Source organism: Streptomyces umbrinus, from assembly GCF_030817415.1.
Classification (GTDB): Bacteria; Actinomycetota; Actinomycetes; order Streptomycetales; family Streptomycetaceae; genus Streptomyces; species Streptomyces umbrinus_A.
This window is the reverse complement of the sequence record NZ_JAUSZI010000002.1, coordinates 6300461-6324407: the sequence shown is the minus strand read 5'-3', so window position 1 is coordinate 6324407 and position 23947 is coordinate 6300461. Positions and strand designations below refer to the sequence as shown.

23 protein-coding genes and 1 pseudogene are annotated in these 23947 nt (G+C 70.5%); 7 read left to right on the top strand and 17 right to left on the bottom strand.

Annotated features, from left to right (window positions below; translation table 11 throughout):
* Positions 1-132 precede the first annotated feature (132 nt).
* Together QF035_RS27755 and QF035_RS27750 are read left to right on the top strand one after the other, a co-directional pair.
* Positions 133-915: a hypothetical protein gene (locus QF035_RS27755; protein ID WP_307523297.1), complete on the top strand. Its 783-nt coding sequence runs from the start codon at positions 133-135 to the stop codon at positions 913-915.
* The gene (locus QF035_RS27750) at positions 912-1295 is read left to right on the top strand and encodes a hypothetical protein (RefSeq protein ID WP_307523296.1); all 384 of its coding nucleotides are present in this window, start codon (positions 912-914) and stop codon (positions 1293-1295) included. Before QF035_RS27755 ends, QF035_RS27750 begins: the two co-directional genes overlap by 4 nt.
* Positions 1296-1333: 38 nt before the next feature.
* Here the strand turns inward: QF035_RS27750 and QF035_RS27745 are convergent, their stop codons facing one another.
* The 5 genes from QF035_RS27745 to QF035_RS27725 all read right to left on the bottom strand — a co-directional run bounded on the left by QF035_RS27745 (position 1334) and on the right by QF035_RS27725 (position 4008).
* Positions 1334-1744, bottom strand: coding sequence for a PIN domain-containing protein (locus QF035_RS27745; protein ID WP_307523295.1), 411 nt, complete (start codon positions 1742-1744; stop codon positions 1334-1336).
* Positions 1741-1962, bottom strand: a complete 222-nt coding sequence (locus tag QF035_RS27740; protein WP_307523294.1) for a type II toxin-antitoxin system VapB family antitoxin — start codon at positions 1960-1962, stop codon at positions 1741-1743. The genes QF035_RS27745 and QF035_RS27740 overlap by 4 nt, the downstream gene beginning before the upstream one ends.
* A 427-nt stretch (positions 1963-2389) precedes the next feature.
* Entirely contained in the window at positions 2390-2845 is a 456-nt protein-coding gene (locus tag QF035_RS27735) for a hypothetical protein (RefSeq protein ID WP_307523293.1), read from the bottom strand.
* A gap of 212 nt (positions 2846-3057) precedes the next feature.
* Positions 3058-3384 (bottom strand): carboxymuconolactone decarboxylase, encoded by a 327-nt coding sequence (locus QF035_RS27730; RefSeq protein ID WP_307523292.1) that lies wholly within the window; start codon positions 3382-3384, stop codon positions 3058-3060.
* Between the two features lie 156 nt (positions 3385-3540).
* Positions 3541-4008 (bottom strand): DUF1877 family protein, encoded by a 468-nt coding sequence (locus tag QF035_RS27725; protein ID WP_307523291.1) that lies wholly within the window; start codon positions 4006-4008, stop codon positions 3541-3543.
* A gap of 805 nt (positions 4009-4813) precedes the next feature.
* On the opposite strand from QF035_RS27725, the gene QF035_RS27720 reads away from it, so the two are divergent.
* Entirely contained in the window at positions 4814-5446 is a 633-nt protein-coding gene (locus tag QF035_RS27720; protein WP_307523290.1) for an RNA polymerase sigma factor, read from the top strand.
* 89 nt (positions 5447-5535) lie between these two features.
* On the top strand, positions 5536-6363 hold the full coding sequence (locus QF035_RS27715; RefSeq protein ID WP_307523289.1) for a hypothetical protein: 828 nt from the start codon (positions 5536-5538) through the stop codon (positions 6361-6363).
* Between the two features lie 270 nt (positions 6364-6633).
* Here QF035_RS27715 and QF035_RS27710 read toward each other — a convergent pair whose 3' ends face one another.
* Positions 6634-7791 (bottom strand): hypothetical protein, encoded by a 1158-nt coding sequence (locus tag QF035_RS27710; RefSeq protein WP_307523288.1) that lies wholly within the window; start codon positions 7789-7791, stop codon positions 6634-6636.
* 101 nt (positions 7792-7892) lie between these two features.
* Between QF035_RS27710 and QF035_RS27705 the strand changes: the two genes are divergently transcribed.
* A complete protein-coding gene (locus QF035_RS27705) occupies positions 7893-9470 on the top strand; it encodes a fused MFS/spermidine synthase (protein WP_307523287.1) in 1578 nt (525 codons plus the stop codon).
* A gap of 74 nt (positions 9471-9544) precedes the next feature.
* On the opposite strand, the pseudogene QF035_RS27700 reads toward QF035_RS27705, so the two are convergent.
* The 4 genes and pseudogenes from QF035_RS27700 to QF035_RS27685 form a co-directional block, all read right to left on the bottom strand.
* Positions 9545-9766 (bottom strand): annotated as a pseudogene (locus QF035_RS27700) (decarboxylase); the annotation flags it as partial.
* 152 nt (positions 9767-9918) lie between these two features.
* Complete coding sequence (locus tag QF035_RS27695) at positions 9919-11145, bottom strand: IS110 family transposase (protein WP_307523286.1); 1227 nt, start codon at positions 11143-11145, stop codon at positions 9919-9921.
* 236 nt (positions 11146-11381) lie between these two features.
* On the bottom strand, positions 11382-12164 hold the full coding sequence (locus QF035_RS27690; protein WP_307523285.1) for an FHA domain-containing protein: 783 nt from the start codon (positions 12162-12164) through the stop codon (positions 11382-11384).
* A gap of 76 nt (positions 12165-12240) precedes the next feature.
* A complete protein-coding gene (locus QF035_RS27685) occupies positions 12241-14196 on the bottom strand; it encodes a serine/threonine-protein kinase (protein ID WP_307523284.1) in 1956 nt (651 codons plus the stop codon).
* Positions 14197-14602: 406 nt separating this feature from the next.
* Between QF035_RS27685 and QF035_RS27680 the strand changes: the two genes are divergently transcribed.
* Positions 14603-15427, top strand: coding sequence for a hypothetical protein (locus QF035_RS27680; protein ID WP_307531465.1), 825 nt, complete (start codon positions 14603-14605; stop codon positions 15425-15427).
* 7 nt (positions 15428-15434) lie between these two features.
* On the opposite strand, the gene QF035_RS27675 is transcribed toward QF035_RS27680, so the two are convergent.
* The 5 genes from QF035_RS27675 to QF035_RS27655 are packed head-to-tail and all read right to left on the bottom strand — an operon-like array spanning position 15435 to position 21232.
* Complete coding sequence (locus QF035_RS27675) at positions 15435-16112, bottom strand: hypothetical protein (protein ID WP_307523283.1); 678 nt, start codon at positions 16110-16112, stop codon at positions 15435-15437.
* Complete coding sequence (locus tag QF035_RS27670; protein WP_307523282.1) at positions 16109-17608, bottom strand: sensor histidine kinase; 1500 nt, start codon at positions 17606-17608, stop codon at positions 16109-16111. The genes QF035_RS27675 and QF035_RS27670 overlap by 4 nt, the downstream gene beginning before the upstream one ends.
* Positions 17605-18288, bottom strand: a complete 684-nt coding sequence (locus tag QF035_RS27665; protein WP_307523281.1) for a response regulator transcription factor — start codon at positions 18286-18288, stop codon at positions 17605-17607. The genes QF035_RS27670 and QF035_RS27665 overlap by 4 nt, the downstream gene beginning before the upstream one ends.
* A gap of 35 nt (positions 18289-18323) precedes the next feature.
* Positions 18324-20009: a murein biosynthesis integral membrane protein MurJ gene (gene murJ, locus QF035_RS27660; protein ID WP_307523280.1), complete on the bottom strand. Its 1686-nt coding sequence runs from the start codon at positions 20007-20009 to the stop codon at positions 18324-18326.
* Positions 20006-21232 (bottom strand): lipid II:glycine glycyltransferase FemX, encoded by a 1227-nt coding sequence (locus QF035_RS27655; RefSeq protein WP_373466734.1) that lies wholly within the window; start codon positions 21230-21232, stop codon positions 20006-20008. The genes murJ and QF035_RS27655 overlap by 4 nt, the downstream gene beginning before the upstream one ends.
* 242 nt (positions 21233-21474) lie before the next feature.
* Between QF035_RS27655 and QF035_RS27650 the strand changes: the two genes are divergently transcribed.
* Positions 21475-22710 carry a L,D-transpeptidase gene (locus QF035_RS27650; RefSeq protein WP_373466980.1) on the top strand — a complete coding sequence of 412 codons (1236 nt, stop codon included), beginning with the start codon at positions 21475-21477 and terminating at the stop codon, positions 22708-22710.
* 85 nt (positions 22711-22795) lie between these two features.
* Here QF035_RS27650 and QF035_RS27645 read toward each other — a convergent pair whose 3' ends face one another.
* The gene (locus QF035_RS27645; RefSeq protein WP_307523278.1) at positions 22796-23353 is read right to left on the bottom strand and encodes a hypothetical protein; all 558 of its coding nucleotides are present in this window, start codon (positions 23351-23353) and stop codon (positions 22796-22798) included.
* A 35-nt stretch (positions 23354-23388) separates the two neighbouring features.
* Complete coding sequence (locus tag QF035_RS27640) at positions 23389-23835, bottom strand: hypothetical protein (RefSeq protein WP_307523277.1); 447 nt, start codon at positions 23833-23835, stop codon at positions 23389-23391.
* Positions 23836-23947 lie beyond the last annotated feature (112 nt).

The following is a 23947-nucleotide window of genomic DNA, read 5'->3' as shown; positions in this document are numbered from 1 at the left end:
CCGATCGGCATCGATGTCCTGCCCGCCCAGCCAAAGCCCGAGAACGACGACGGCCTTGACTCCGCCATCCCGGGCCCCCGTACCCCGACCGGGCCGGAGCCGGCCGGTGTCAAGCGGTTCACCCCGGACGAGTTGCTCGCGCATGTCGTACGCGAGCTCAAGCGCGGTGCCGCGCCCAGCCCCGACTTCCACCCGGACAACCGGCTCGAAGCGTACGGCGTCGCCGCGATCTCCGCAGAGCGCTGGAAGGGCATCACTCCCGAGCAGTGGACGTCACTGAACGTCCTGGCCGAACACGGCGCCCAGGCCGTCGGTGCGGAACGCGCCCCAAAGGTGGCCCGCCGGTTCCTGTGCGCCCGGGTCATCTCCTGGGACGGTGAACTGGCGGCCTCGGTCTTCGTGGGTTTCGCCTATGAGGACCACTATCTGCGGGTCATCGTCCGTCCCCACGTGATGAACCCTCTGCACCCGGATCTGCGTGCAGCCGACGGCGAGGCCACCGCCTCCGGCTGGTCCTGGCACCGCCACGCCTGGCTCGCCTCGGCCGTGGACATGGTGCTGATGTTCGTGCGGCTGCTCAACCCCGGAAAGAACCGCCGACGCCCCGAACTCGACAAGCAGAAAGGGCCGGTGAGCCTGCGCGAGGCGTACTCGACCCGGTACATGGACGACATGCTCCAGTACGACGACGCACGCCGCTACATAGAGATGATGCAACGGCGCATCTTCGACTCGGTCGAGAGGTTCCTCGAGGATCACAACGTCGACACCGGCTCCTACGGGCAGCAGACCACGGTCATTCTCCAGAACTCCGGCGTCATCAACTACGGCGAGATGGGCTCCGTACAGAACCAGCCCGGAGCCGTCGGCTCCCAGATGAACGGCCAGTCCCCGCCAACAGGAGGAAAAGCGTGATCCGCGGGAACAGCCAACCCTCGGGTGACAATTCCGGCATCGTGAACTACGGGTCGATGGGCAACGCCCAGAACCAGCCTGGTGCCACCAACTCCCACCAGAACCAGACCAACACCGGCTCCGGCCCGGATCAGTTGAAGGAATTCACCACCCTGCTCGACCGCATCCGCCAGCAACTGGCGGCCGAGCAAGGCCGCGTCGACGACTACCAGCAGTGCGTCGTCCTTCTCGACCTCACCGCCCAGCAACGCCTCGACGACACCGGCGGCCGCTCCGTGGCGAGGACCATGCTGGAACAGATCCTGGCCAAATGCGACGGCATCCCCGGACTGGCATCCCTCGTGACTTCCACTCTGTCTTTGATCGCCACCTTCGCCTGACATCGGACGACCACAACCTGTCGAGCGGCGGAAGCGCCTCAGGCGATGTCGTGGACGTTGTGCTCGGTCACGTCGGATGCGTGCCGGACAATAGCGCGGTAGTCGGCATCGTCGTGGAGGACAGCCAAGCCGTGGTGGGCCGCTGTAGCGGCGATGATGAGGTCCACCGCCGAGGCACTGCGATGCTCCCCGGCCTGGGCCATACGGTGTTGCACCGCGCTGATCCAGCGCCCTGCGTTCTTCGGCACCGAGGCGTCGGGGTAGAGGTCCGTAAACATTTCCGCGATCTCGTCGTACTCACGACCGTTTCGGGCGCTGTACAGAAACTCGGCGCGTTGCACGTAGCAGGACGCGATGGCGCCGGCATCGATCGCGTCGTACCAGGCCGATTGCAGTTTTGGATCGCGGAGCAGCCGGACCAGGCCGGACGTGTCGAGCAAGTAGATCACCGGCTGTGCTTCTCCGCCCGGTGCAGGTGCTCGGCGTCCTCGACGGCACCCCACTCACGCGCGCGCTCGAAGTGACGGCTGATGCGCGCCGCACGCTCCTGCTGCTCGGCGTAGAAGTGCAGAGCGAGATTGACCGCCTCTTTCTTGGTCCTGACCTTGGACAGAGCCATGGCGCGTTCCAGGGCGTCGTCGTCGATGTCGATCTGGGTCACGGACATACCGTGCCTCCCACGCAATGTTGGTGATGTACATAGAAGAGTACGTCACCAACATTGCGGGATCCACCTGTCAGCTCCGGTGTATGCAGTCGCGACGGAACCTCCTGAACCGTCCCACAGACGATGCGGTCCGGTCAGCACAGGCGCTGCGGGCTGCACGGCCCGGCTGCTGGTCACTCCCGTGCCCACAGCGTGACCGTAAGAGCGGACAGCCGCGGTCACCAGCGGTGCCAACCAGCACTCACACCTGTGGCGACAGAACGAATCCGTGCAGCTCAGAAGCCATGTATCGGCCCAAGCGCCGTAGCTTCCCAAGCTGAGAGTGCGAGTTCGATTCTCGTCACCCGCTCCATGAACCCCCAGGTCACCGACCCGGGGGTTCTTTGCTGTTCAGGCCATTCAATTCAATGGATGGAGGATGCCGGCACTAGTACCGCACCGCCCGCGCCACTTCCGTCTTCACCTCGCCCGACAGTTCACGGTTGCTGCGGGCCGTCGCTGTGCCGGTCTTGTCTGCGCCCACGCCGGAAACGGTGACGACGACCACGTCGAGCCGGTTGCCGCTGGTGTCGGTGAAGTCGACCTGGACCGCGAAGGACTTGGAGGAATCCGTGGTGTTGGCGGCGGTGATCTCGACGGTCGCCCGGCCGTCATTGTCCTTGCCCGGCTCGGCAAGCTTCACGTCGGACTTCACGTCCACGCCGCCCTTGATCTCGTCCAGCTCGCGGCCCGCTTTCGCCGTCGCCGACGCGAAAGCCGACGAGACGGCCTCACTGGCGGCCGACGACACCGAAGAGGGGGTGTCGTCGTCCGAGCAACCGGTGAGGACGGCGGCGCAACAAACCACCGCCGTCAACAGCAGCAGGCCCTTGGTGCGGGGCATTTTGCCTCCTGGGTGGTTCAGCGGGCAGAGGCCGACGACTCCAGTGAAGGGATGATCGCGTCCGTCCGCATTCCGGGTAACCCGCACGGGTCGGTCGCTGCGGGCGCCGCGTTCACCAGGACCGACCGGGCCGCCGACGCCCCCCGTCGCTGCGACACGGCTGTGGACGGCGGGCATCGGACGCGCGGTGACCACTGGATGTCTGTCCCTTCTCAGCCCCTGGCCTCGGCGTCGGCGACCGCGATCGCGACACCCAGCGCCTCGGCGATGTTGCCCGCCGCCGTCATCACTCGCGCTGTGCCCACGATGGGGGCGATGGCAACCAGGACATCCTGCGGCTGAGCGGCGGTCAGGTCGGCCCTGAGGGCGGGGTCGATGTGGGCGAGGTAGGAGATGGGGGCGCGTCCGAGGCCGCGAGCGCGGCAAATGCGAGTGAGGATGAGGGTGTCCCCGGGGGGAGAGAGACCGCAGCGCTCAAGAGAGTCGACGGTCATGGCGGCGAGGGTGTCCAGGACAGGGGTGTCGGATGCTGTGGACATGCCGAGTGGCCTCGTTCAAGCGCTGACGGCGCCAGGACGGGGTGTGGCGGAGGCGGACAGAACGGGCATCCGCCGGCGCCACGCTCTGCTTCGACCGTAGAAGCGTTCCGGGCAGGACGCGCGGGGAGCCGGACCGCATCCACCGAGCCCGGTGCCTCAGGCCGGCAGCCACTTCACCACCGCGTCTCCGCGCGCGGCCGTCTGCGTGTAGAACTCCGTCAGCTCCCGATGCGCCGCCGCGAAAACGCCCCGCGTGTCGGGCTCTGCGGTGACGCCGCCGTAGCGCGGCAGCAGTTCGTCGCGGGCGAAGACCCACAGCGCGTCGAAGTCGGCCATCGTCAGGAACCTGGCCACCCGCTGCGCCTGGCCCGCCGTCAGCACCAGGAACGGCGGCTTGTACCGATCGGGGTGGAACACCGGCCGACCGCCGAGCACCACCTGGGCCTGGGGTCGATGCTCCGCGCGGTGCGGGGGATCGCCGGCGTAGAGGAGTTCCTGGTCCAGATATCGCTTGTCCAGCACATCCTCGCGGTGCCGGTCGACGCGGTGCCGGACGGTGTCCGAGGCGTCCCCGAACCTCCGTTCCAGCCAGGTCGCGCTGTTGCGCAGTGCCGGGGGCGGCACCGCTCGCAAAGGAAAGTAGAGGCTCATCACAGATGGAGCGCACGGGGACGCCGGAGCATCACTCCGCCCGGCGCACGCCGCGTTCCGGAAGCCCCCCGGCCGTCGTACGGCGAGGTGGGAGGCGGCTCTGCGCCAGTTGTGGGAACCCCGCAGAACCAGGTGACGGATCACCTGCCGACCTCGCTGCGCGGCTTCGGGGCGTACGCGGGTGAGGTGATCGTCCGCCGTCGGTCCGAACGGCGTGTGGGGCGGCCGGACCCGACGCAGTGGTCGGGGTCCGGCCGCCCTCGCCCCTCTCCATGTCGCCTCCGGGGGGGGGAGTCGAGAGCGGCGCGGAGAGAGTTCCGGGAGTGGTCTTGGCACCGACGTCCAGCCTGCCGATCGCCGATCACCGATCACCGATCAGCGTCGGGCGGTCCGGTGCGGACTCGGTACTCACACAGCGCACGGCCGGCGCGATACGTCACCCGGCCGGGACGGCACGGGTTGCCAACAGGTGTCCGAAACACCGGATTCGCCGGGCGCCGCTGAGCCGCAACGCCGTCCGGCCCGCCGTCCGGCCCGGCGTACGGATCGGCGTACGAATCGGCTCACCGTCCTTACGTCGCAGTTCCCTTGGCGCCGGCGACAGCCCTCGCGGCTTCGCCGCCCATGCGACAGGAGCTCCGACGACCACGTGAGGGACGCGTGATGCGTTGTGACACTTCCGTGAGAACGCGCGCTGGTCCCTATGGGGCCGTCGATGCCAACGGGGCTCGTCGGACGGAACGGAATCGCTTTGAACCAGGTGCGAACGAGGACAGTCTTGGGCCAGGCACGGCAATCCCGCCGCGTACAGACGTACGACGGGGAATTGGGCGCGGCGGTCGCGCGGGCCCAGGACGGGGACGAGACCGCCTTCGCGGTCGCGTACCGGATCGTGCAGCCGGGCCTGCTCGGCTATCTGCGCGGATTCGTCGGCGAGGACGCGGAGGACGTGGCGTCCGACGCCTGGCTGGAGATCGCCCGTGACCTGGGACGGTTCAAGGGGGACGGGGCCGGTTTCCGCGGCTGGACGGCGACCATCGCCCGGCACCGGGCACTGGACCATCTGCGCCGCCAGCGCGTGCGGCCCCGGTCGGGAGGGACCGAACAGGACGTACTGAACCTGCCCGGCCCGCACAGCACCCATGACGAGGCACTGGAGACCCTCTCCACCGAGCGGGCCCTGGAACTGGTCCGCGGGCTGCCGAAGGACCAGGCCGAGGCCGTGCTCCTGCGAGTCGTTGTCGGCCTGGACGGTACCGCCGCCGCGCGCGTCCTCGGCAAGCGCCCGGGAGCGGTGCGCAGCGCCGCCCACCGGGGTCTGAAACGCCTCGCCCACCAGTTGGGCGTCGGGGGCCGGGCGGCAGAGGGTGTGACGGATGAGGCGGCCCGGACGCTGGGGGAGTCGAAGTGAACGACGCCCGCGGCAGTGGGCCGGCGGACGGGCAGCAGGGCCCGGAACGCCAGGTGAATCGAACATGTCGGACAGGAACGGAAGCGGACATGGGTGACCGGCTGAGCGGCGACGGAGTGCCGGGCCGTCGATGTGTGCACCCTGACGACGCCGTGTCCGCCCCGTGGGACGTGTGGGACGAGCATGACGACACCGCGCTGGAGACGGCGCTGGCCACCCTCCTGCGCGGAGCCGATCTCGCCCCCGAGGCCGAGCAGCGGGCCGTGGCCGCCTTCCGGGCCACCCGTGGCACGGACGTGCACCGGGCGCGTACCCGGCGCCGGGACGACTGGCGGCTGCCCGCGGAGCGGCGAACCGGGCGCCCTGTGAAGACAACGTTCGCCGCCGTGTTCGCCAGCCTCGGTGTCCTGGGCGGTGTCGCGGTCGCGGCCATCGGTTCGGCCGACTCGTCCACGGACGGCGCCGGTGCCGGCCGGAAGACCGCGCACCCCTCGGTGTCCGCCCCGGCCCGGCCGAGCGGTGAGACCTCATCGGCTTCCTCCGGCGGCGGACCGACGGACGGCCCGGCCACCGCCCAGGACACCGAGGCGCACTGCCGCGCCTACGAGCACGTCAAGGACCGCGGCAAGGCGCTCGACTCGACGGCCTGGCAGCAACTCGTCGCGGCGGCGGGCGGCGAGGGCAAGGTCGCCGCGTACTGCGCCGAACAGTTGGCGCGGGCGACAGCCGCACCGGGCAGGTCAGGCGACACGGGCAAACCCGGCGAGGGCGCCGCGGACTCCGGCGCGGGCACGGCGGGGAACACCGGCACGTCGGGCAACGGGAATCCCGGCAACGACGCCGACGGCGCGGAAAACGGGACCGGGGCCGGCAACGGCAACGGCAACGGCAAGGCCAGCGGCGGGAAGGGCGAGTAACCACTGCGCCCATCGGCGGCCGGGCCACTCACCGTTCGTGGGCGCGGGAAGGCGTTGCGCCAAGGGTGAGCCGGTGGGAATCGTGCGCTGGCCGCGTACGAAGGCAATGGCGCCTTCCCCCGGGTCGGACGGCCTCATCCGCGCCGCCCACGAGTGCGGTCAGGGTGCGGTCCTGCCCGCGCAACGACATCGGCACGACGAATCCGCGCAGGTCAGCAGCCATGCGGCCGTACAAGCGCCGACCTGGGGCTTGTTTGTGGTCCAGCCCAATTACTCCTGATCGCCGACGAGCTGCTGAATCGCCGACAGAATCCCCTCCACAGCAGTGGGCTCGGAGGCGAGGGCAGTCAGGGAGACGGACGGCCAGCCGTTGTAGCCCTTCGCCGGCAGAGCCTCCAGCTTCTCCGCCAGGCCGGGGAGGGTCGGCAGGGAAGCCGCGAACGCCGCTGCCCGCTCGCTGCCGAGGTGATAGGTGATCGAGCCGAAGGCGAAGGAGAGGTCGTCCTTCGTCGGGTCGTCGCGCAGGGAGAGCGTCGCGATCGGTACGTCCCGTCCGGAGGCGCGGTAGTAGACGCGCATGCTCCGGTACTTGGCCGTCCCGCACTCCAGCCGCCCCTCGGCCGCCGCGTGATCGAGCAGGGCGGTCGCGGTCCGCCGTACGTCCGGGTCGGGGCGAGACGCGATCGCCGCGTCCATGTCGGCCCGGGTGGTCCGCTGCGCAGCGCGGTGGCCCGAGGGGGACTTCGCCGCGGTGGCGACCTCCCCGTGCACGCGGGGGACGAGGACGCGGAGGTCCCCGCCGCCGCGGTACTGGGTCAACTCGACCGCGTACACATCGGTCTGCCGCAGCTGACGGTTCAGGAACTCGACGATCGCGCGCAGCTCCAGCGGAATCTGGTCGGCGACGAACAGCAGCCGCATCTGCCCGGCGGCCAACCGCTCTTCGACCGTCGTCCAGAACTCCTCCGCGGACCGGTCGTCCTGGTCGCCCTGGTCGCCGAGGAGTTCCCCGTACGCCTCCTCCAGCGATCGGCCGTCCTTGACACAGGTGTCCTCGAAGGAACGCCGCAGCAGCGCGGCCGGCCAGTAACGTGCGGCGTTCGCCGCGTAGTCCAGCATCTGGCCGACGACCTCGCGCCGGATCCGGGTGTCCGTGGCCCGCTTGACCTCCACCAGGGTCGGCACGCCGTCGGCGTCGACGAAGAGATGGTCCAGCCAGTACGCCGGGGCGCTCTCCGTGCTCGTCGGCACCCCCATCTCCCGGGCCACCAGCACCAGCCGCAGCGGCCGGCCATCGGCCAGCGAGCCGAAGTCCAGCACCCGAGGATGACGCGCGAGCAGTTCCTGGAACTCCGCCTCGGTCTCGAACCCGGCCCGCTCCAGGGCCTGCAGTTCCTCGCCCAGGACGAACACCGGCTGGTTCGTCATGTGGTCCCACCCCCGTGATCCGACTCCCACGATCATCGCAGCTTCCTCCTGCCGTTCCACCGTGCCGTTCGGTCGACGAGTCGCGTGCGAGGATGTCGTCCGTGACCGGATCGTCGTCCTCGTCTGTTGCCGAGGGCCCGTCTCGTAGTCAGGGTCTGGGTCCCCGGGCCGCTGCCGCGCTTGTGTTCGGGTCCTCGGCCGCGGTTCTTGTGGTGGAGATCGTCGCCCTGCGGCTGCTGGCTCCCTACCTGGGCCTCACCCTTGAGACCAGCACGATGGTGATCGGCATCGCCCTCACGGCGATCGCCCTCGGCTCGTGGCTCGGTGGGCTCATCGCCGACCAGGTCGATCCGCGTCGGCTCATAGGTCCCTCGCTCGGGGTGTCGGGAGCGGTCGTTGCGCTCACCCCCGCCGTGCTGCGCACCTCCGCGGAGTGGGCACCGGCGCTGCTCCTGCTGATCGCGGCGCTGACCATACTTGTGCCGGGCGCGCTGCTTTCCGCGGTGACGCCGATCGTGACGAAGTTACGTCTCACCAGCCTCGCCGAGACCGGAACGGTGGTCGGCCGGCTGTCCGGCGTCGGTACCGTCGGCGCCATTTTCGGCACCGTCCTCACCGGCTTCGTCCTCGTGTCGCGGTTGTCGGTCAGCGGCATCCTGATCGGCCTCGGAACACTGCTGGTGGCCGGCGCGGCGCTGGTCGAGTGGCGAACGCGCGGGTGGAGCGGCACCCCTGCCCTCACACTCGTGGTCGTCGCCGGCGGCCTCGCCACCACGGTCGCGCCCGGTGCCTGCGACACGGAGACCAAGTACCACTGCGCCCGGGTCGTCGCGGACCCCGACCGGGACAGCGGCCGGACACTCGTTCTGGACGGCTTGCGGCACTCCTACGTCGACATGGACGACCCGACCTTCCTGGAGTTCGCGTACGTGCGCGCCATCGCGTCGGTGGTCGATGCCGCCTTTCCCGAAGGCGAGCCACTGGTCGCCCACCACCTGGGCGGCGGCGGGCTCACCTTTCCCCGTTACCTCGCGGCCACCCGGCCCGGGACGCGCAGCCTTGTGTCCGAGATCGACAGCGGGGTCGTACGCATCAACCGCGAGCAACTCGGTCTGGGACCGGGCGCCGGTATCGACGTACGCGCCGAGGACGGCAGGCTCGGCCTGCGGCGGCTGGACGCCGGCAGTCGTGACCTCGTCGTCGGCGACGCCTTCGGGGGCGTCAGCGTGCCGTGGCACCTCACCACGGTGGAGGCGATGACGGACGTACGGCGGGTGCTCGACGAGGACGGCCTGTACGTCGCCAACCTCATCGACCACGGCGGTATGGACTTCGCACGTGCCGAAGTGGCCACCCTCAGCGAGACCTTCGAGCATGTGGCCGTGGTCGGCGAACCCGCCGATATCGGCCTCGCCCCGACCGCCGCCCCCGAGGGTGGCAATCTGGTGGTGCTCGCCTCCGACCGGCCGGTCGACCTGCGCGCGGCCCAGGAAGCGCTGAACTCCCGGCAGACCGGCTGGAAGACCTCCACCGGCGACGACCTCACCTCCTGGATCGGCGATGCCCAACCGCTCACCGACGACTACGCACCCGTCGACCAGCTCCTCCAGCCCTCCAGCACACGGAGCAGCCGCAGCAGCAGTCTGAACTCCCCGACTTCGCGGCCCGGTTCGCGGTAGACGTCGAGGTGCCGGTTACGTCCTGTCAGACGGTCTTGACGACGATTCCGGTGCCTTCGAGCGCGGTGATCTCGTCGGCGGGCGCCCGCGTCGTCGAGGTCGTAGGCGGTCAGGCCGTCGGCCGCGCTCAGGCCGCAGCAGCCCATGACGGCGGTGCCGAAGCGCAGGGACGCGAGGGTGAGAGGGCCGGTGAGGGCTCCCTCGGCGGCCCGCGGCTGACCGCCGGGGACCATGAGCGTGGCCGTGCTCGGGCCCTCGCCCAGTACGTGGATGGCCTGCAAGGACAGAGCCATCACCGGGCCGTCGGTATGAACGGACACGTCTTCACCGACCGCGACGAACTGGCGGCCGCCATCGACACCTGGTTGCCCACCCGACGCCCCGCGCGGAGATGACATCTGCCACGAGACACCGGGAGCGCGTGTCAGACACCCCATGTCGTTTGAGGTCAAGCGGCATGGGTGTGGGTGTGGTGTGACCAGGCGGTCGCTTCGTCGTAGTGGGTGCGGGTTTTGAGGCAGCCGTGGAGGATGCCGACGAGGCGGTTGCCGACCTGGCGGAGGGCCGGGTTGTAACCCGTTTCGCGGGCGCGTTGCTTGTCGTAGTAGTGGCGGGCGCCGGGTGAGGCGCGCAGGGCTGCGAATGCCTGGCGCTGGAGGGCGTCGGCGAGGCGGTTGTTGCGGACGTAACGGGCCTGGACGGTGCGGCTCTTGCCGGAGGCCCGGGTGACGGGGCTGGTGCCGGCGTAGTTCTTGCGGGCCTTCGCGGACGCGTAGCGGCTGGGGTCGTCTCCGAACTCGGCGAGCACCCGGGCGCCGGTGATCTCTGCGATGCCGGGCATCGAGAGGTAGATCTCAGCATCCGGGTGCGCCAGAAAATGGGCCTTCACCTGTACTTCCAGCGCGGCTATCTGCTCATTCAGCGCGATGATCAGCCGTGCGTGGGCGGTGGCGGTGGCCGCGTAGGCGGCCGTGACGGGCTCGGGCAGGCCCAGCTGCGGCTCGCGCAGGGCGGTCTGAATGGTCGCGGCCTTCGCGTCGCGGTGGCGGCGGCGGTGACGGGCCAGGACCGCGGTGATCTGGGTGCGCGTCAGCTTCGCCCCGACTGCGGGGGTGGGCGCCTTGATCAGCAGTTCCAGGGCGTCCGTGCTGGTCAGCTCCAGGTCTGCGTAAGCGGACAGGGCGGCGGGGAAGTACTCCCGCAGCGTGCTGCGCAGACGCTGGAAAGTGCGGGTACGTTCCCAGATCATGGTCTGGTGGGCACGGGCGACGACCTTGACGGCCTGGGCCTGCTCACTGTCGCCGGCGACGGGCCGCAGTTGGTCCCGGTCGATACGGACCATGTCCGCGAGCGCGTGCGCGTCGCCCTTGTCACTCTTCGCGCCGGACGTGCCGTACCGCTCCTTGAACCGGGCGACCTGCCTCGGGTTGATGGCGTAGACCTGGTAGCCGGAGGCGATCAGGGTCTGCACCCACGAGCCCCGGTCAGTCTCAATCCCCATCACCACCGCAGCCGGATCCAGGTCCCTGCCACCGTGCTTCGCGAGGAGCTCGTGCAGCTTCGCGATCCCCTGCACGCCCTCCGGCAGCCTCGCCGCAGCGAGTTTCCGGCCTGCCTCGTCCTGGACCTCGATGTCATGATGGTCTTCGGCCCAGTCATCGCCGATCAGCAGCAACTTTCCCTCCTTGCACGGCACTTCGCTTCCTGCAGCCCGCGGAAGGCGGCGCGCGGCCTAATGGATCCAGTGCTCACGCCCCACTGCCCGGCGGGCACGCCACCCCATCAGCGGTCTGGCCTCCCGGCCGACCAGCAGGGGCACGGTCTGACACCAGAACTCGACTGCTTCCGGCGGCGAAAGTGCTCACCTGCTGGCGGCTACGGCACCGAGTCTCTCCGACCCGGCAGGTCCCATTAGGCGGCGTCGATCAACGCCAGATCCATGGGCACGAGCGTGGTCGACGACAGCAGTGCCCGGATCAGGTTGTCGTTGAGGGCGTTACCGAGGGGCTCGCCGAGTTCCTCGCGGGTCAGCCAGGGGACGCCGTCGCGGGAAAGGCGGGTGCGTACGCCGTTGACCAGGTGTTCGACGCGTTTGTCCGTCCAGCCCGCGTGCGGCTGCGACTCGGCGAGTTCGGCGGCGGTCTGTCTCCAGGTCAGGGGCTGTGGACGGGGCTCGTGCAGCAGGTACCGCCGGCCCAGGACGACGAGGGCGAGCTTCTCCTGCTCGGTCAGGACCCACACCCGGGGCGGGCTGGTGACGTCCCCGTGCCGCGGTCGCGGCCGCTCGCCCTCGGGGCCGGTGACGAAGACCTCCAGCAGGTGCTCGCGGCCCCGTGAACCGCCGACGAACAGCGGGGTGTAGCCGGTGTCGAGCGGCAGTGGCTCCTCGCCCCGGAACAGCAGGCGGGCCCCGGCGCACCGGATCGGCAGGCGCCCGGCGTTGCTCACCCACCAGCGGCCGTCCCGGTGGGTGAGCGTGCCCTGGTGGCGGCTGAGCTGGGGGTCGTCCTCGCCGAAGCAGACGTGTACCTCGGGCCGGTTGCGGCCGAACAGGACCTCGCGCCCGTCCCCCGGCCCCAGCGTCATTCCGCCGGTCAGCGCGAGGGCGAAGAGGGTGCCGGGCAGCGGCGCGGACGCGCCCCGGGCGAGGCTCCCGTGGGTGGCGGCCAGGAACCGGCCACCCGAAGCGGGCATCCCCCGCCCGCCCGGGTGTCGCTCCCCCGGCCGTCGATCGCCCGGCCGTCTCCGTGCCATTCCCGGCTCGGTCATGTCACGCCCCCGGCAGTCGCTTCGCGATGTTCCGTACGACGACCGCCGCGAACTCCGTTGCCGTGTCGCACAGTTGCTTGGCCGACTGCGGGGCGTACACGGTCAGCTGGAAGTGTTCGGTGGTGGGGTCGCCGACCGAGTTCCGGTAGGTGCGGTGCGGGGTCCGTACGGTGCAGCTGTCGTCCTCGGCCTCGTCCGCGATGACGTAGCTCTTCGTGCCGGCGACGTTCACCGGCTTTCCGTCGTCGGCGTCCAGGGAGTTGTCCCGGCTGAACTGGATCTCCACCTCGCGGTTGCCGTCGTCGCTCGACCAGTCGCAGCTCCAGGAACCGAAGCCGCCGTCGCGGTTGTCCGCCTCGACGCCGGGAAGCCGCTTGAGCTCGGTGGCGTCGAGCAGCGTGCAGGCGTCGAGCCTGGCCAGGGAGTTCTTGGCCGGCGGCGACGAACGGCGGGGGACCGGGCCCTCGGCCAGCACGCCGACTACGCGGTCGGAGGCGGCGTCGGCCAGCTGGCACGGGTCGGGCGACACCTTGTTGAGCTGCTTCCCGATGACGCGGATCTGCTTGCCGTCGGTGGTCAGGACCGCCCGTTCGCAGGCGTTCCCGTCACGCTTGAGCGTCACGACCGTGAGGCTGCCGACCAGGCGGGTGGACACGATGCCGTCGAAATCGTCCCTGTCCGAGTCGAGGTTCACCTGGACGTCCGCGTTGTCGTCACCGCTGTTGTTGCGCACCAGGACGTCGCACCGGTCGATCTCCCCGTAGTCGGGGTCCAGTTCCGTGCCGCCGAAGCGGCTCAGCGAGGCCGCGCCGAGCAGCCCGCAGGGGTCCGCCGTGCGCTCGTCGCCGATGGCACCGGCCCGCGCCGTGGCCGGCTGTTTCGCGTCGGCACGGCCGCCCTTGCCGTCCTCGCCGTCCGAGGCCCACGGGCCGAGGAGGACGAGCCCGGCCGTGATCGCGCCCGCCGCGGCCAGCGCCACCGCCGTGACCACCAAGGGGTGGTGGCGGCGTCGGCGTACGGGCCGGGGCGGCTGCAGCATGAAGGGCGTGTAGTCCCCCGGGCGGCGCAGGAGCCGCGGCAGCCGGAGCGTGCGGGACGCGAGGTCCCCCGTACCGCTGTCGTGCAACCGCTCCTGTATGTGCGGGGGCGGGGGTGCGGCGCGCGTCAGCAGCTTCTGTGCCCTGGCGGCGTCGGGCCGACGCCGGGGCTCCACCTCCAGCAGGGCGGTGAGGGGCTCGTCCAGCGGGCCGGCCCGGTGCGCGGGCTCGATGTGTCCCTCGACGGCCCGGGCCAGATACGCCATGGGGTGTTCGGCCTCCCCGTACGGCGACCGGCCCTCGACCGCCGCGAACAGGGAGGCACCCAGGGAGAACACGTCGGACTTCTCGCCCGCGGGCTGCCCCTTGGCCAACTCCGGGGCCAGATACCGGGGTTTGCCGCGCACACTGCCCGTCGTGCTGTGGGTGACGTCACTCCACAGGGCCCGCGAGATCCCGAAGTCGGTCAGTCTCGCCACGCCTTCGTCGGTGACCAGGATGTTCTCCGGCGTCACATCGCCGTGCACCACACCCTCGTCGTGGGACTTCGCCAGCGCGGCCGCGATCTGGCAGCCGATCGATCCGGCCTCCTCGGGCGTGAGCGGGCCGCTCTCCGTCACGATCTGGGCGAGGCTGCGCGAGGGGACGTACTCCATGATGATCCAGCAGGTGGCGCCCTCGTCGACGAAGTCGAAGACACCCACGATGTTCGGGTGGTGCAGCCGCCCGGCGTTGCGCGCCTCGCCCATGAGCCGTCGCGTGGCCCGGTCGTCGTCCAGGCGTGCGCACTTGACCGCGACCCGCCGCTCCAGCCGCTCGTCCCAGGCCAGCCAGACGACGCCCATCCCGCCCCTGCCGATGGGCTCCCGCAAGAGATACCGGTCGGCGATCCTGTCCCCGGCCTCCGGCGTCACCAGCACCGCGCCACCCCTCGCCCCACAACTGTCCGCCCTGCCAGGTCACGGAGTGTACTCAGCCCGAACTTGGCAGTGATCCGCTTCACCGGACTTCGCGCGGACCCGCCCAGAATCCCCACAGCGGGCTGGGTTCACGGCATCGACGGTGAGGCTCCGGCGGGCTTCGCGGTCCGACGCACGGGGGCGTCGGCCAACCACAAGGGGGCGGTGGCCAACCACAAGGTGGCGTCTGCCAACTGGCTTACTCAGCCGCCGTGTTGCTGTGTCACGACTGTGTGACCGCGCTGTTCTGAAGCGAGGACGGGCGTGACCTGTGGGACCTGGGAGGCCTCATAGTGATCACAGAGCGGGAAACGGCGAACACGCCACCGGCTCTCCGCCGTCCCGCCCCCGGAAGGAATCTCCCGTGATGAACCGCCGCCTGCGCCAGGCCGTCGTCGCCACCGCCGCACTCACCGCCGGACTGCTGCTGACGGCATGTCAGAACGGCACGGACGACAGCTCGTCCGGCAAGAGCCCGACGGGCACCGCAAGCCCGGCGGCCGCCGAGAAGGCCTCGGACTCCAAGAACGCCAAGAACTCCAAGGGCGTCAGCGGCTCGTTCAAGAACGGCAAGGTCACCTATCTCGCCCCGGGCAAGTACATCGTGTCCGTGCCGGGCAAGGAGGACCAGCAGTTCTGGGTCGCCGACGACACCGAGGTCTACGGCGTCGGCACCATATGCGGCGAGGCCGGTTCCAAGGTGGACGCGCCGTGCACGCCGGACCAGTTGGAGGCGGCCCTCAAGAAGGGTGCCGTGAACGCCGACGTGGAGATGAAGAACGGCTCCGCGACCCTGGTGACCGAGCGCCGCGCCGCCCAGCAGGACACCGGCTCCGGTTCCGACTCCTCCGGGTCGGACTCCGACTCGTCCTCCGGCCGCGACGAGTCGGTCGTCGAGGGCGTCAACAAGGGCAAGGGCGTCAACGGAACCTGGTTCGGCAACGTCTCCTACCTGGCGCCGGGCAAGTACACCGTCTCCGACATGAAGGGCACCGAGCAGCAGTTCCTCGTCGCCGACGACACCAAGATCATGGGCTACGACGACATCTGCGACGCCGTGAACACCGGGCCGGGCGGCGAGGGCGGCGTCGAGTGCACCGAGGCCCAGCTGGAGGCGGCCGCCAAGAAGGGCTTCTCCGCCGAGGTCGAGATCAGCAACGGCATCGCGACCACGATCACCGACGACCACTGACCCGTTCTCAGCCGGAGGCGCCGGGCGGCGGCGAGGTGGTCCCTGCCCGGGTCCCGGTCTCCGCGGGTTCGTTGCCGGTGCCGGCCGTGCCGCCGGTGCTGCCGGGAGCGAGGCCACAGGTGTCGGAACTCGATGCCCCGTCCTGGCCCGTCAGTTCCACGACCACCTGGCCGTCGGGGTCCTGGCTGTAGGCGATGGTGCAGGTCAGCTGGCGCAGGGCAGTGCTGTTCAGGTCCTTCAGGGCGAGGGGCAGGCGGGTCGTGACCCGGCCTTCCGAGGCAGGGCCGACCTTGACGGTCGCGCCGGGGCGGGCTTTGGGGAGGGCGGTGTCCAGGCCGGCGGACCGGTCCCCGGCCCGCGGACCGGCGAGCAGCGCCAGGACGACCTTCTCCGTCGGTACGGGTCCCGCCGCGTCGCCGGAGTTCTGGTCCCCGGAGCCCGGCTCGTCGTATTCGCCGCCGAACCCGGCCGAGGACCTGGTCGACCGGATCACGGGGTTCAGCCCTCCGTCGGGGGAACGGAAGAAGAGCAGCATCTCGTACTCGCGGTCGAAGAAGGCCTGAAAGCTGGCGGGACCGCCCGCCTCGATGACGTCGGTCTCCTGGATACCGCAGCCACCGAGCAGCGGTACCAGCGGTACGACGGCCGCGACGGCGAAAGCAGCAGCCGGCACACGTCGCCTCATCCGCCGGCCCCCTCCCCTTCCGCATGCAGCGGTATCTCGACGGCGAAGACGGCACCGCCCCCGCGGCGGTTCCCCGCGTGGATCGTTCCGCCGTGCAGCTTCACGTTCTCCAGGGTGATCGCCAGTCCCAGGCCGCTGCCCGCCGAGCGGGTACGGGCCGCGTCGGCCTTGTAGAAGCGGTCGAAGATGTGCGGGAGCGCCTCGGGGCGGATACCGGGTCCGCTGTCCACGACGTCGGTGATCAGCACGGGCGGGCCCGGGGAGCGTGCCTCGGTGCGCAGGCGTACCGTCACGGGCGCGCCGCCGTGCCGCAGGGCGTTGCCGACCAGGTTGGCGATCACCACGTCGAAGCGACGCGGGTCGAGCCGGGCCCGGATGCCGTCGGGGAGTTCGGTGCGGATCCGGTCGTCGGTCCAGTGCCGGTTGTCGAGGGTCTTGCGGATGGCCTCGGCCACGTCGACCTCGTCGGCGTTCAGCCCGGCCGCGCGGGCGTCGAAGCGGGAGATCTCCATCAGGTCCTCGACGAGCACGGCGAGCTTCCCGGTCTCCGCGCTGACGAGCCGGACCGCCCGGGCGGTGTCGGCGTCCAGCCCGTCCGCGTCCTCGTCGAGGACCTCCGTGACGGCGAGCATTCCGGCGAGGGGGGTGCGCAGTTCGTGCGAGACGTCGGAGGCGAAGCGGCGGGCGCGTTCCTCGGCCTCGCGCAACTCACGTACGGAACGCTCCAGTTGGCCCGCCGACTCGTTGAACGTGTGCGCCAGGTCCGCCAGTTCGTCGCTGCCGCGCACCGGAATCCTGGTGTCGAGTCTGCCGCTGCCCATGTTCAGGGCCGCCTCGCGCAGTTTGCGCACCGGGCGGAGCACACTGCGTGCGGCGATCAGGCCGGGTATCAGCGAGACGGCGAGGCCGGGCAGCGCGCCGTCCCGGCCGGCCATGAGGAGGGCGTCGACGTTGACCTGCTCGTCGGTCATCCGCATGACGGCGTACAGGACCAGGCCACTGGGCAGCACGCTGTCCGGGCTCGCCTTGAAGACCATGGGCATGGCGATGGTCAGATAGGGGACGCCGTCCTTGACGACCCGCTCGAAGCTGCCGTGGGGGTTGGCATGCGCGGCGCGGCGCAGTTCGGGTGTGATGACGGTGGAGACGGGGTTCTCGCCCGAGGAGGCGCGGACCGAACCGTACTCGGCGAACACCACCCAGGGGTGCGGCTTGCCCTTGCGGGCGATGTTGCGCAGGAGTTCGTCCAGGTCGTCCCCTGGCAGCACAGGCAGCGCGAAACCTGTCTGCTGGACGTGGTCACGGAACGACGTGACCGCCGTGTCCTGGGCGGTCTCGAGCAGCGCGTTGCGGGCCTCGCGGTAGGTCAGCGCGGCCGTCGTCCCCGCGCTGACGGCGGCGACCAGCAGGAACGCGAACAGCAGTCGCGTACGCAACCCGAACGCCCTGACCCGCGCCCGCTGTTCTCCGGTGGCCGTACCGCCCTGTCTTGTCACAGCGGCCCGAAGCGGTAGCCGAAGCCCCGCAGTGTCTGGACGTATCGGGGGCTGCCGACCTCGTCCTCGATCTTGCCGCGCAGCCGGGCCACGCACGCGTCCACCAGCCGGGCGTCGGCGTGGAAGCTGTGCCCCCAGACGTGCTCAAGGAGTTGCTGCCTGCTGAACACCTGCTCGGGAGCGGCGGAGAGGTGCAGCAGGAGCTTGAGTTCCGAGGGAGCGAGCGCGAGCGGCCGGCCGGCCTTGGTGACGGTCAGACCGACCCGGTCGACGGTGAGTTCTCCGTAGACCACGATGGCCGGGCGGCCCGGACCGCTGTCGTCCAGGCGGCGCAGTACGGCACGGATCCGGGCCTCGATCACCTCGGGACGGGCGGGCTTGACGATGTAGTCGTCGGCACCGGCCTCCAGACCGATGACCACGTCGAAGTCGTCGCCGCGCGCGGTGAGCATGATGATCGGCAACTGGCTCTGCTCGCGGACCTGCCGGCAGACCTGTACGCCGTTCATGCCGGGCAGCATCAGGTCGAGCAGCAGCAGGTCGGGGCGGAATTCGGTCATCGCGGCGAGGCCGGCCTCGCCGGTCGCGGCCGCCCGTACCTCGTGGCCGCGGCGGCGCAGACCGAGTTCGACCCCCTCGCGTACGGAGGGGTCGTCCTCGATGAGGAGCACGCGGGGCATCGGCAGTTCTCCCTCGGTGAAGGTCAGGTCCGGATTCAGGTCCGGTTCCGGGTCCGTCTGCGGCGTACGCCGGAGAGCAGCGCGACGAGTTCGGCGAGCCGCAGTGGACGGGCGAGCAGGGCGAAGACGAGGACGACGACAACCGCCCCGGCAGTTGCGGCGACCAGGGCTCCTGCCCGTACCGCACCCTGGGCCGCGACGTGACCGAGCGCGGTGGCGGGGACGGCGGCGAGCAGCAGCCGCGCGTGGGCGCCGACGGAAGGCGAGCGCAGGAGGCGTACGACGGAGGACGAGTGCTGGGGGCGAGCGGCGGCGGACGGGTGCTGGGGGCGTGCGACGGCGAGCCGGCGGCTCAGCACCAGGCCGGTCACCGCCCAGCCGACGCACAGCGCCAGGGAGTACGCCGCCGCCATGCCCGTAACGGCCCAGCGAGCGGGCAGCAGGTGCGCGGCGGCCACGGACAGTCCCGCGTTGAGGGCGACGATCACGAGGTTGAGCAGGAACGGCGTACGGGTGTCGGAGAGCGCGTAGAAGGCGCGGGACAGGACGTACTGGCCGGACAGGGCGACGAGTCCCGGCGCGAAGGCCATCAGGATCCCGGCCATGGCGGCCGTGTCGTCGGCGCCGGTCCTGCCGTACCCGAAGACGAGGGCCATCACCGGCTGGGCGAGGGCGAACAGCGCGCAGGCGGCGGGTACGACGGCGGAGGCGCAGACGCGCAGGGCGTGGGAGACGTCGCGGCGCACGGCGGCGGTGTCCCCGTCGGCGGCGGCCGCGCTCATCCGGGGCATCAGCGCGGTCACCACGGAGACCGTGATGATGCCGTGCGGTACGACCCACAGGGCATAGGCGTTGTTGTACGCGCCGTATCCGGGGCCGCCGTCGAGGCCCGCGGTGGTGGCAAGGCGGGTGGTGACCCAGTACGCGGCCTGGTTGGCCAGGACGAGGAGCACCAGCCAGCCGGCCGCTCTCAGCGGGCGGGTCAGTCCGCTGCCGCGCCAGTCGAAGCGGGGGCGCCAGCGGAAGCGGGCCGCGCGCAGCGCGGGGAGGAGGGCGAGTGCCTGGACGGCGATACCGGCGGTCGTGCCCCAGCCGAGCACGGCGGTCCCGGTCGCGGTGAGCGTGTCGCCGCCGCCCATGGCCAGCGCCAGGTACAGACCGAACACGGTCATGACGACGAGGTTGTTGAGGACCGGCGCCCACATCATCGCGCCGAACCTGCCCCGCGCGTTGAGGACTTGTCCGAGCAGCGTGAACAGTCCGAGGAAGAAGATCTGCGGCAGGCAGTAGCGGGCGAGCGCGGTGGTCATGGCCGCCTGCGGGCCGGTGTAGTCGGTGTACGCGTCGACGATCGCGGGAGCCGCCCACACCGCGGTCGCGGTGATCGCCAGCAGGGCGACGACGCAGACCGTGACGAGCCGGTCGGTGTACGCGACACCGCCGTCGTCGTGCTCCTTGGCGGCCTTGACCAGCTCGGGCACGAAGACGGCGTTCAGCGCGCCGCCGAGGAGCAGCATGTAGACGATGGTGGGCAGGGCGTTGCCGACCGCGTATCCGTCGGCGACCGGCCCGATGGTGCCGAGCGCCGCCGCGACCACGGCGGAGCGGGCGAAGCCGGTGGCCCGGGAGACGACGGACCCGGCGGCCATGACGGCACTGCCGCGGGCCGCCGTCTTCACCGGTGGGGTGGTGGTCGGGGCCGTCGGTGTCGTCTGCTTCATCGGCGGTTCAGGTACGCCTGGAAGGCGCGGTGAAGCGCGTGGTTGGCACCGCCGCCCAATGCTCTCTCCCACTCCCCCAACGTCTCGACGACCTGCCCGCCGGTGCCGAGCTTCCACCGCAGCAGTCCGTACGTACGTTCCTCAGGATCGAGAGTGGAGGGTACCCCGCGCATGTCGTAGACGTCTGCGCCCAGAGCGTGGGCGTCCAGCAGCATCCGCCACTGCAGGGCATTGGAGGGCCGGACCTCGCGACGGTGGTCGGCCGAGGCACCGGTCTGGTACCAGACCCGGCGGCCCACCGTGATCATCGTGTGGGCGGCGAGGATCTCGCCCCGGTGCCGGGTGAGGTACAGCTTCATCCGGCCCGGTTCCTCGGCGTTGAGCACCGCGTACTGACGCTCGTAGTAAGCGAGCGAGCGGCCGAGCCGGAACCCGTCGCGTCGCTCGGTGATGCCCAACAGCCGGTAGAACTCCGGGAGTTCCGCCGCACTGCCCACCACCACCTCCACGCCCTCCTTCCGGGCCCGGCGCACATTGCGTCGCCACTCCTGGTTGAGCCCGGACCACAGGTCCTCGGCGGTGCGTCCGGCGAGTGGCACCTGGAAGACGTGCCGGGGCTGGGCGTCCCCGTCCCCACCGGTCCCGCCCCCTCTGGTCTCCTCCCCTCCGGTGCCGTCACCGCCGCAGCGGCGCCAGCCCCGGGCCCGCAGCCGCTCGGCGACGGCGGTGCCGAGCGGGTCGACCTCACTGGCGAGTACGTCGCCCAGGCGTCGGCCGGGGCCGGTGAGCGGCTTGAGCAGGGCGGCGTCCCAGCGCCGGTAGGCGGGCGACGGACCGATGCGCACGGCGAAGGCGCCCGCGCGGCGCAGGTGTTCGAGGAGCGGGCCGAGCCAGGCGTCGACGTCGGGGTCGTTCCAGTCGGCGACGGGCCCTTCGGGAAGGTAGGCGAAGTACTTCCGTGTGCCGGGAAACTGCCGCAGCAACACCAGGGCCACGCCGGTCAGTTGGCCCGCCTCTGGATCCGGCCCCCAGCCGAGCAGTTGGGCGCGCCAGCCCTCCTTGACGTCGGCCCAGGACGGGCACTGGAGGAATCCGGCGCCGAGGGCGGCGCCGGCGGGGGACGCGAGGAAGGCGCGGTACGTCTCCGCGGTGATGGTTCGCAGGGCCACGCCCGGGTTCCGTGGCTGGGGCACGCGGCTGGGCGGCACGAGCAGCGCTGACACAGTCCGTTCCTCTCCTTCTCCCCGGGCCTTTTCGCGGGCCTTTTCGCGGGGTCGCAAAGGATGCTCACAGCGGACCATGACCGCTCCGTCCGGCGAATGTGACCGGACCATGACCGTTCCTCACCAGTCGCCGTCACATAGCTCCATAGCGGCTGACCTCGGGTTTTCCGGCTCTAGAGTCACGACATCGCCGACTCTGGCCCACCTCGTTCCTGCCCTTCCCGGAGGTTCCGTTGTCCCGGTTGTCCCGGTTGTCCCGCACCCGCGTACTCGCCCATGCCCACGTCCGGGCCGCCGTCGTGGCCGCCGCCACGGCCGCGCTGCTGGCGCCGCTCGCCGCCTGCTCGTCGAGCGGCTCCGCCGACGGCCCGGACGCCAGGGCGGACAACAAGGTGAAGCCGGGCGCCGACGAACGCCCCGTCAAGGTCACCGTCACGCCCACGGGAGAGCGGGTCCCGGCGGGCGAGCCCGTGCGGGTAACGGCCGCGGGCGGCACACTCACCTCGGTGACGGTCACCGACGCCGAGGGCCGCAAACTCGCCGGGAAGGCCGCCTCCGACGGGCGGTCGTGGGTCTCCGACCGCAAGGCCGCACCCGGCGCGGCGTACACGGTGACGGCGGCGACCAGGACCGAGGGCGGAACCGCCAAGAACACCAGGGCCACCTTCACCACGGCCGAGGCGGACAAGGTCAACAAGGTCGACTGGCGGCCGGGCGCCGCCTCCACCGTCGGCGTCGCGCAGCCGATCTCCCTGGTCTTCGACAATCCGGTCAAGAACAAGACCGAGGTCGAGAAGCAGCTCAGGATCACCACCTCGAACGACACCGAGGGCTCCTGGGGCTGGCTGACCGACTGGTCGGGCCGGGACCGGGTGGACTGGCGGCCCAAGGAGTACTGGAAGCCCGGCACCAAGGTCACGCTCAAGGCCGACCTGAACGGCACCGACTCGGGCGCGGCCGGCGGCTGGTTCGTACGTGACTACACGACCACCTTCACCATCGGCGCCCGGCAGACGGTCAAGGTCGACCTCGACCGCCATCAACTCACGCTCGTACGCGACGGCAAGACGGTCCGGCGCATACCGGTCTCCGGTGGCACGCCCGGCGGTGACAAGCGGTCCTGGCGTGGAACCGCCGTGCTCATGGCCAAGGAGGGCACGATCAACATGAACTCCGAGACGGTGAACCTGGGCGACGCCTACAACAAGATGGTCGACTACTCGATGCGGCTGACCTGGTCGGGCATGTACGCGCACGCCGCCCCGTGGAACGCCCGCTACTTCGGCAACTCCAACCAGAGTTCCGGCTGCATAGGGATGAGCGACGCGAACGCCGCCTGGTTCTACGGGCAGGTGCGGCCCGGCGACCCGTTCGAGATCACCGGCAAGGACACCAAGGGCGTGGTCGCGCCCGGCAACGGCTTCGGCGCGTGGAACCTCTCGTGGACCGAGTGGCAGCGGAAGAGCGCGCTGCGCTGAGCCGTGGTCCGGGTACCTGCAGCAGCTTCCGCTCGACGGGGTGCGGGGGCCGGAATTACTCCGACCGGCCCCCGACCGCTCGGGGTTACTTCCTGACGTCCTTCACCGAGGTCGGCCCCAACTGCTTGGCGCTGGCGTACTCCGGCATCGACATGGGCTTGTCGAACAGGAAGAACGACTGGTTCGTGCCGACCGTGAACTCCATGTACGCGTTCGTCGTGGCGTCGAAGCCGTAGTAGGCGTTGCAGGTGGATCCCGTCGTGTACGTGCCGTCCATGCCTGGCTGCGCGAGAACCGCGACGCCGCTGTCGGAGTGCTCCACCTTCTCGGTCGGGGTGAGCATCTTGCAGCGCGGCACCGGCAGGCCCTTCATGATGAAGTACCCGTACTCACCATTGGCGTTCTGGATGTAGACGTACGAGAGTTTGCCCCGCTTCCCCCACGTCTTGACCCACTGGTTGATCGCCTCACGGGTCGGCGAGTACTCCATGCGGCCCGCCGGCTGCTGGGCCACCAGGTGGTCGTAGCCCTTCTGTTTGGCCTTGTTCTCCTTGTCCTGGCTGGAGTCGGTGCAGGACGTCAGGGCGAGGCCCACGACGAGCGCGACGACGGGAGCCAGGGCCATGCGTACGAACTTCCTCATGCGGTGCTGCCCTCTTCCCTGGGACGAGACGGGGATCAGTTGGTGCACGTCGTGCGCTCGGCACCGGCATCGAGCCGGTACGGCAGGTCCTTGTCACGGAAGGGCGCGCGGTGCTCCTGGGCGGCCTTCGAGTTGTATTCGTTGACCGACTCGATCCGCGTGGCCTTCAGCGCGGTGACCGACTGGTCGATCTGCGTCGTGCGGGTCTCCGAAGCGGCCTTCCGCTCCTCCTGGAGCACCTGGATCGTCCCTTCGGCGTTCTGCACGGACTCGCACAGATCGAAGAACTCCTCGTACGTGGTCTGCCGGAACTCGCCCGAGCCGACCGTGTTGTTGCGCTTGTCCGCCTCACCGCGGAACGGGGCGGTGATCCATCCCGCGCCACCGAAGGCGAACACCCCGATCACGTACACCACCGCCAGGCCGATGACTCCGACGACGGCCCAAGCCCCCAACCGTGCTCCCTCACGTACTTGCCCCATGGCCGGCCCCCTTCACAGGTGGATCCGCGGCATGGAACCACCCTCCGCCGAGGAGGACACGGCACCTGGCGAAACGGTTCCGCCGACTCAATTCCGGCCGTCTCCCGCTCAG

Coding starts and splice junctions, on each gene's coding strand:
- QF035_RS27740 (WP_307523294.1), bottom strand. CDS start 1,962: ATGTCCGTGACCCAGATCGACATCGACGACGACGCCCTGGAACGCGCC.
- QF035_RS27735 (WP_307523293.1), bottom strand. CDS start 2,845: ATGCCCCGCACCAAGGGCCTGCTGCTGTTGACGGCGGTGGTTTGTTGC.
- QF035_RS27730 (WP_307523292.1), bottom strand. CDS start 3,384: ATGTCCACAGCATCCGACACCCCTGTCCTGGACACCCTCGCCGCCATG.
- QF035_RS27715 (WP_307523289.1), top strand. CDS start 5,536: ATGGGTGACCGGCTGAGCGGCGACGGAGTGCCGGGCCGTCGATGTGTG.
- QF035_RS27710 (WP_307523288.1), bottom strand. CDS start 7,791: ATGACGAACCAGCCGGTGTTCGTCCTGGGCGAGGAACTGCAGGCCCTG.
- QF035_RS27690 (WP_307523285.1), bottom strand. CDS start 12,164: ATGCCCGCTTCGGGTGGCCGGTTCCTGGCCGCCACCCACGGGAGCCTC.
- QF035_RS27680 (WP_307531465.1), top strand. CDS start 14,603: ATGAACCGCCGCCTGCGCCAGGCCGTCGTCGCCACCGCCGCACTCACC.
- QF035_RS27675 (WP_307523283.1), bottom strand. CDS start 16,112: ATGAGGCGACGTGTGCCGGCTGCTGCTTTCGCCGTCGCGGCCGTCGTA.
- QF035_RS27665 (WP_307523281.1), bottom strand. CDS start 18,288: ATGCCCCGCGTGCTCCTCATCGAGGACGACCCCTCCGTACGCGAGGGG.
- murJ (WP_307523280.1), bottom strand. CDS start 20,009: ATGAAGCAGACGACACCGACGGCCCCGACCACCACCCCACCGGTGAAG.
- QF035_RS27645 (WP_307523278.1), bottom strand. CDS start 23,353: ATGAGGAAGTTCGTACGCATGGCCCTGGCTCCCGTCGTCGCGCTCGTC.
- QF035_RS27640 (WP_307523277.1), bottom strand. CDS start 23,835: ATGGGGCAAGTACGTGAGGGAGCACGGTTGGGGGCTTGGGCCGTCGTC.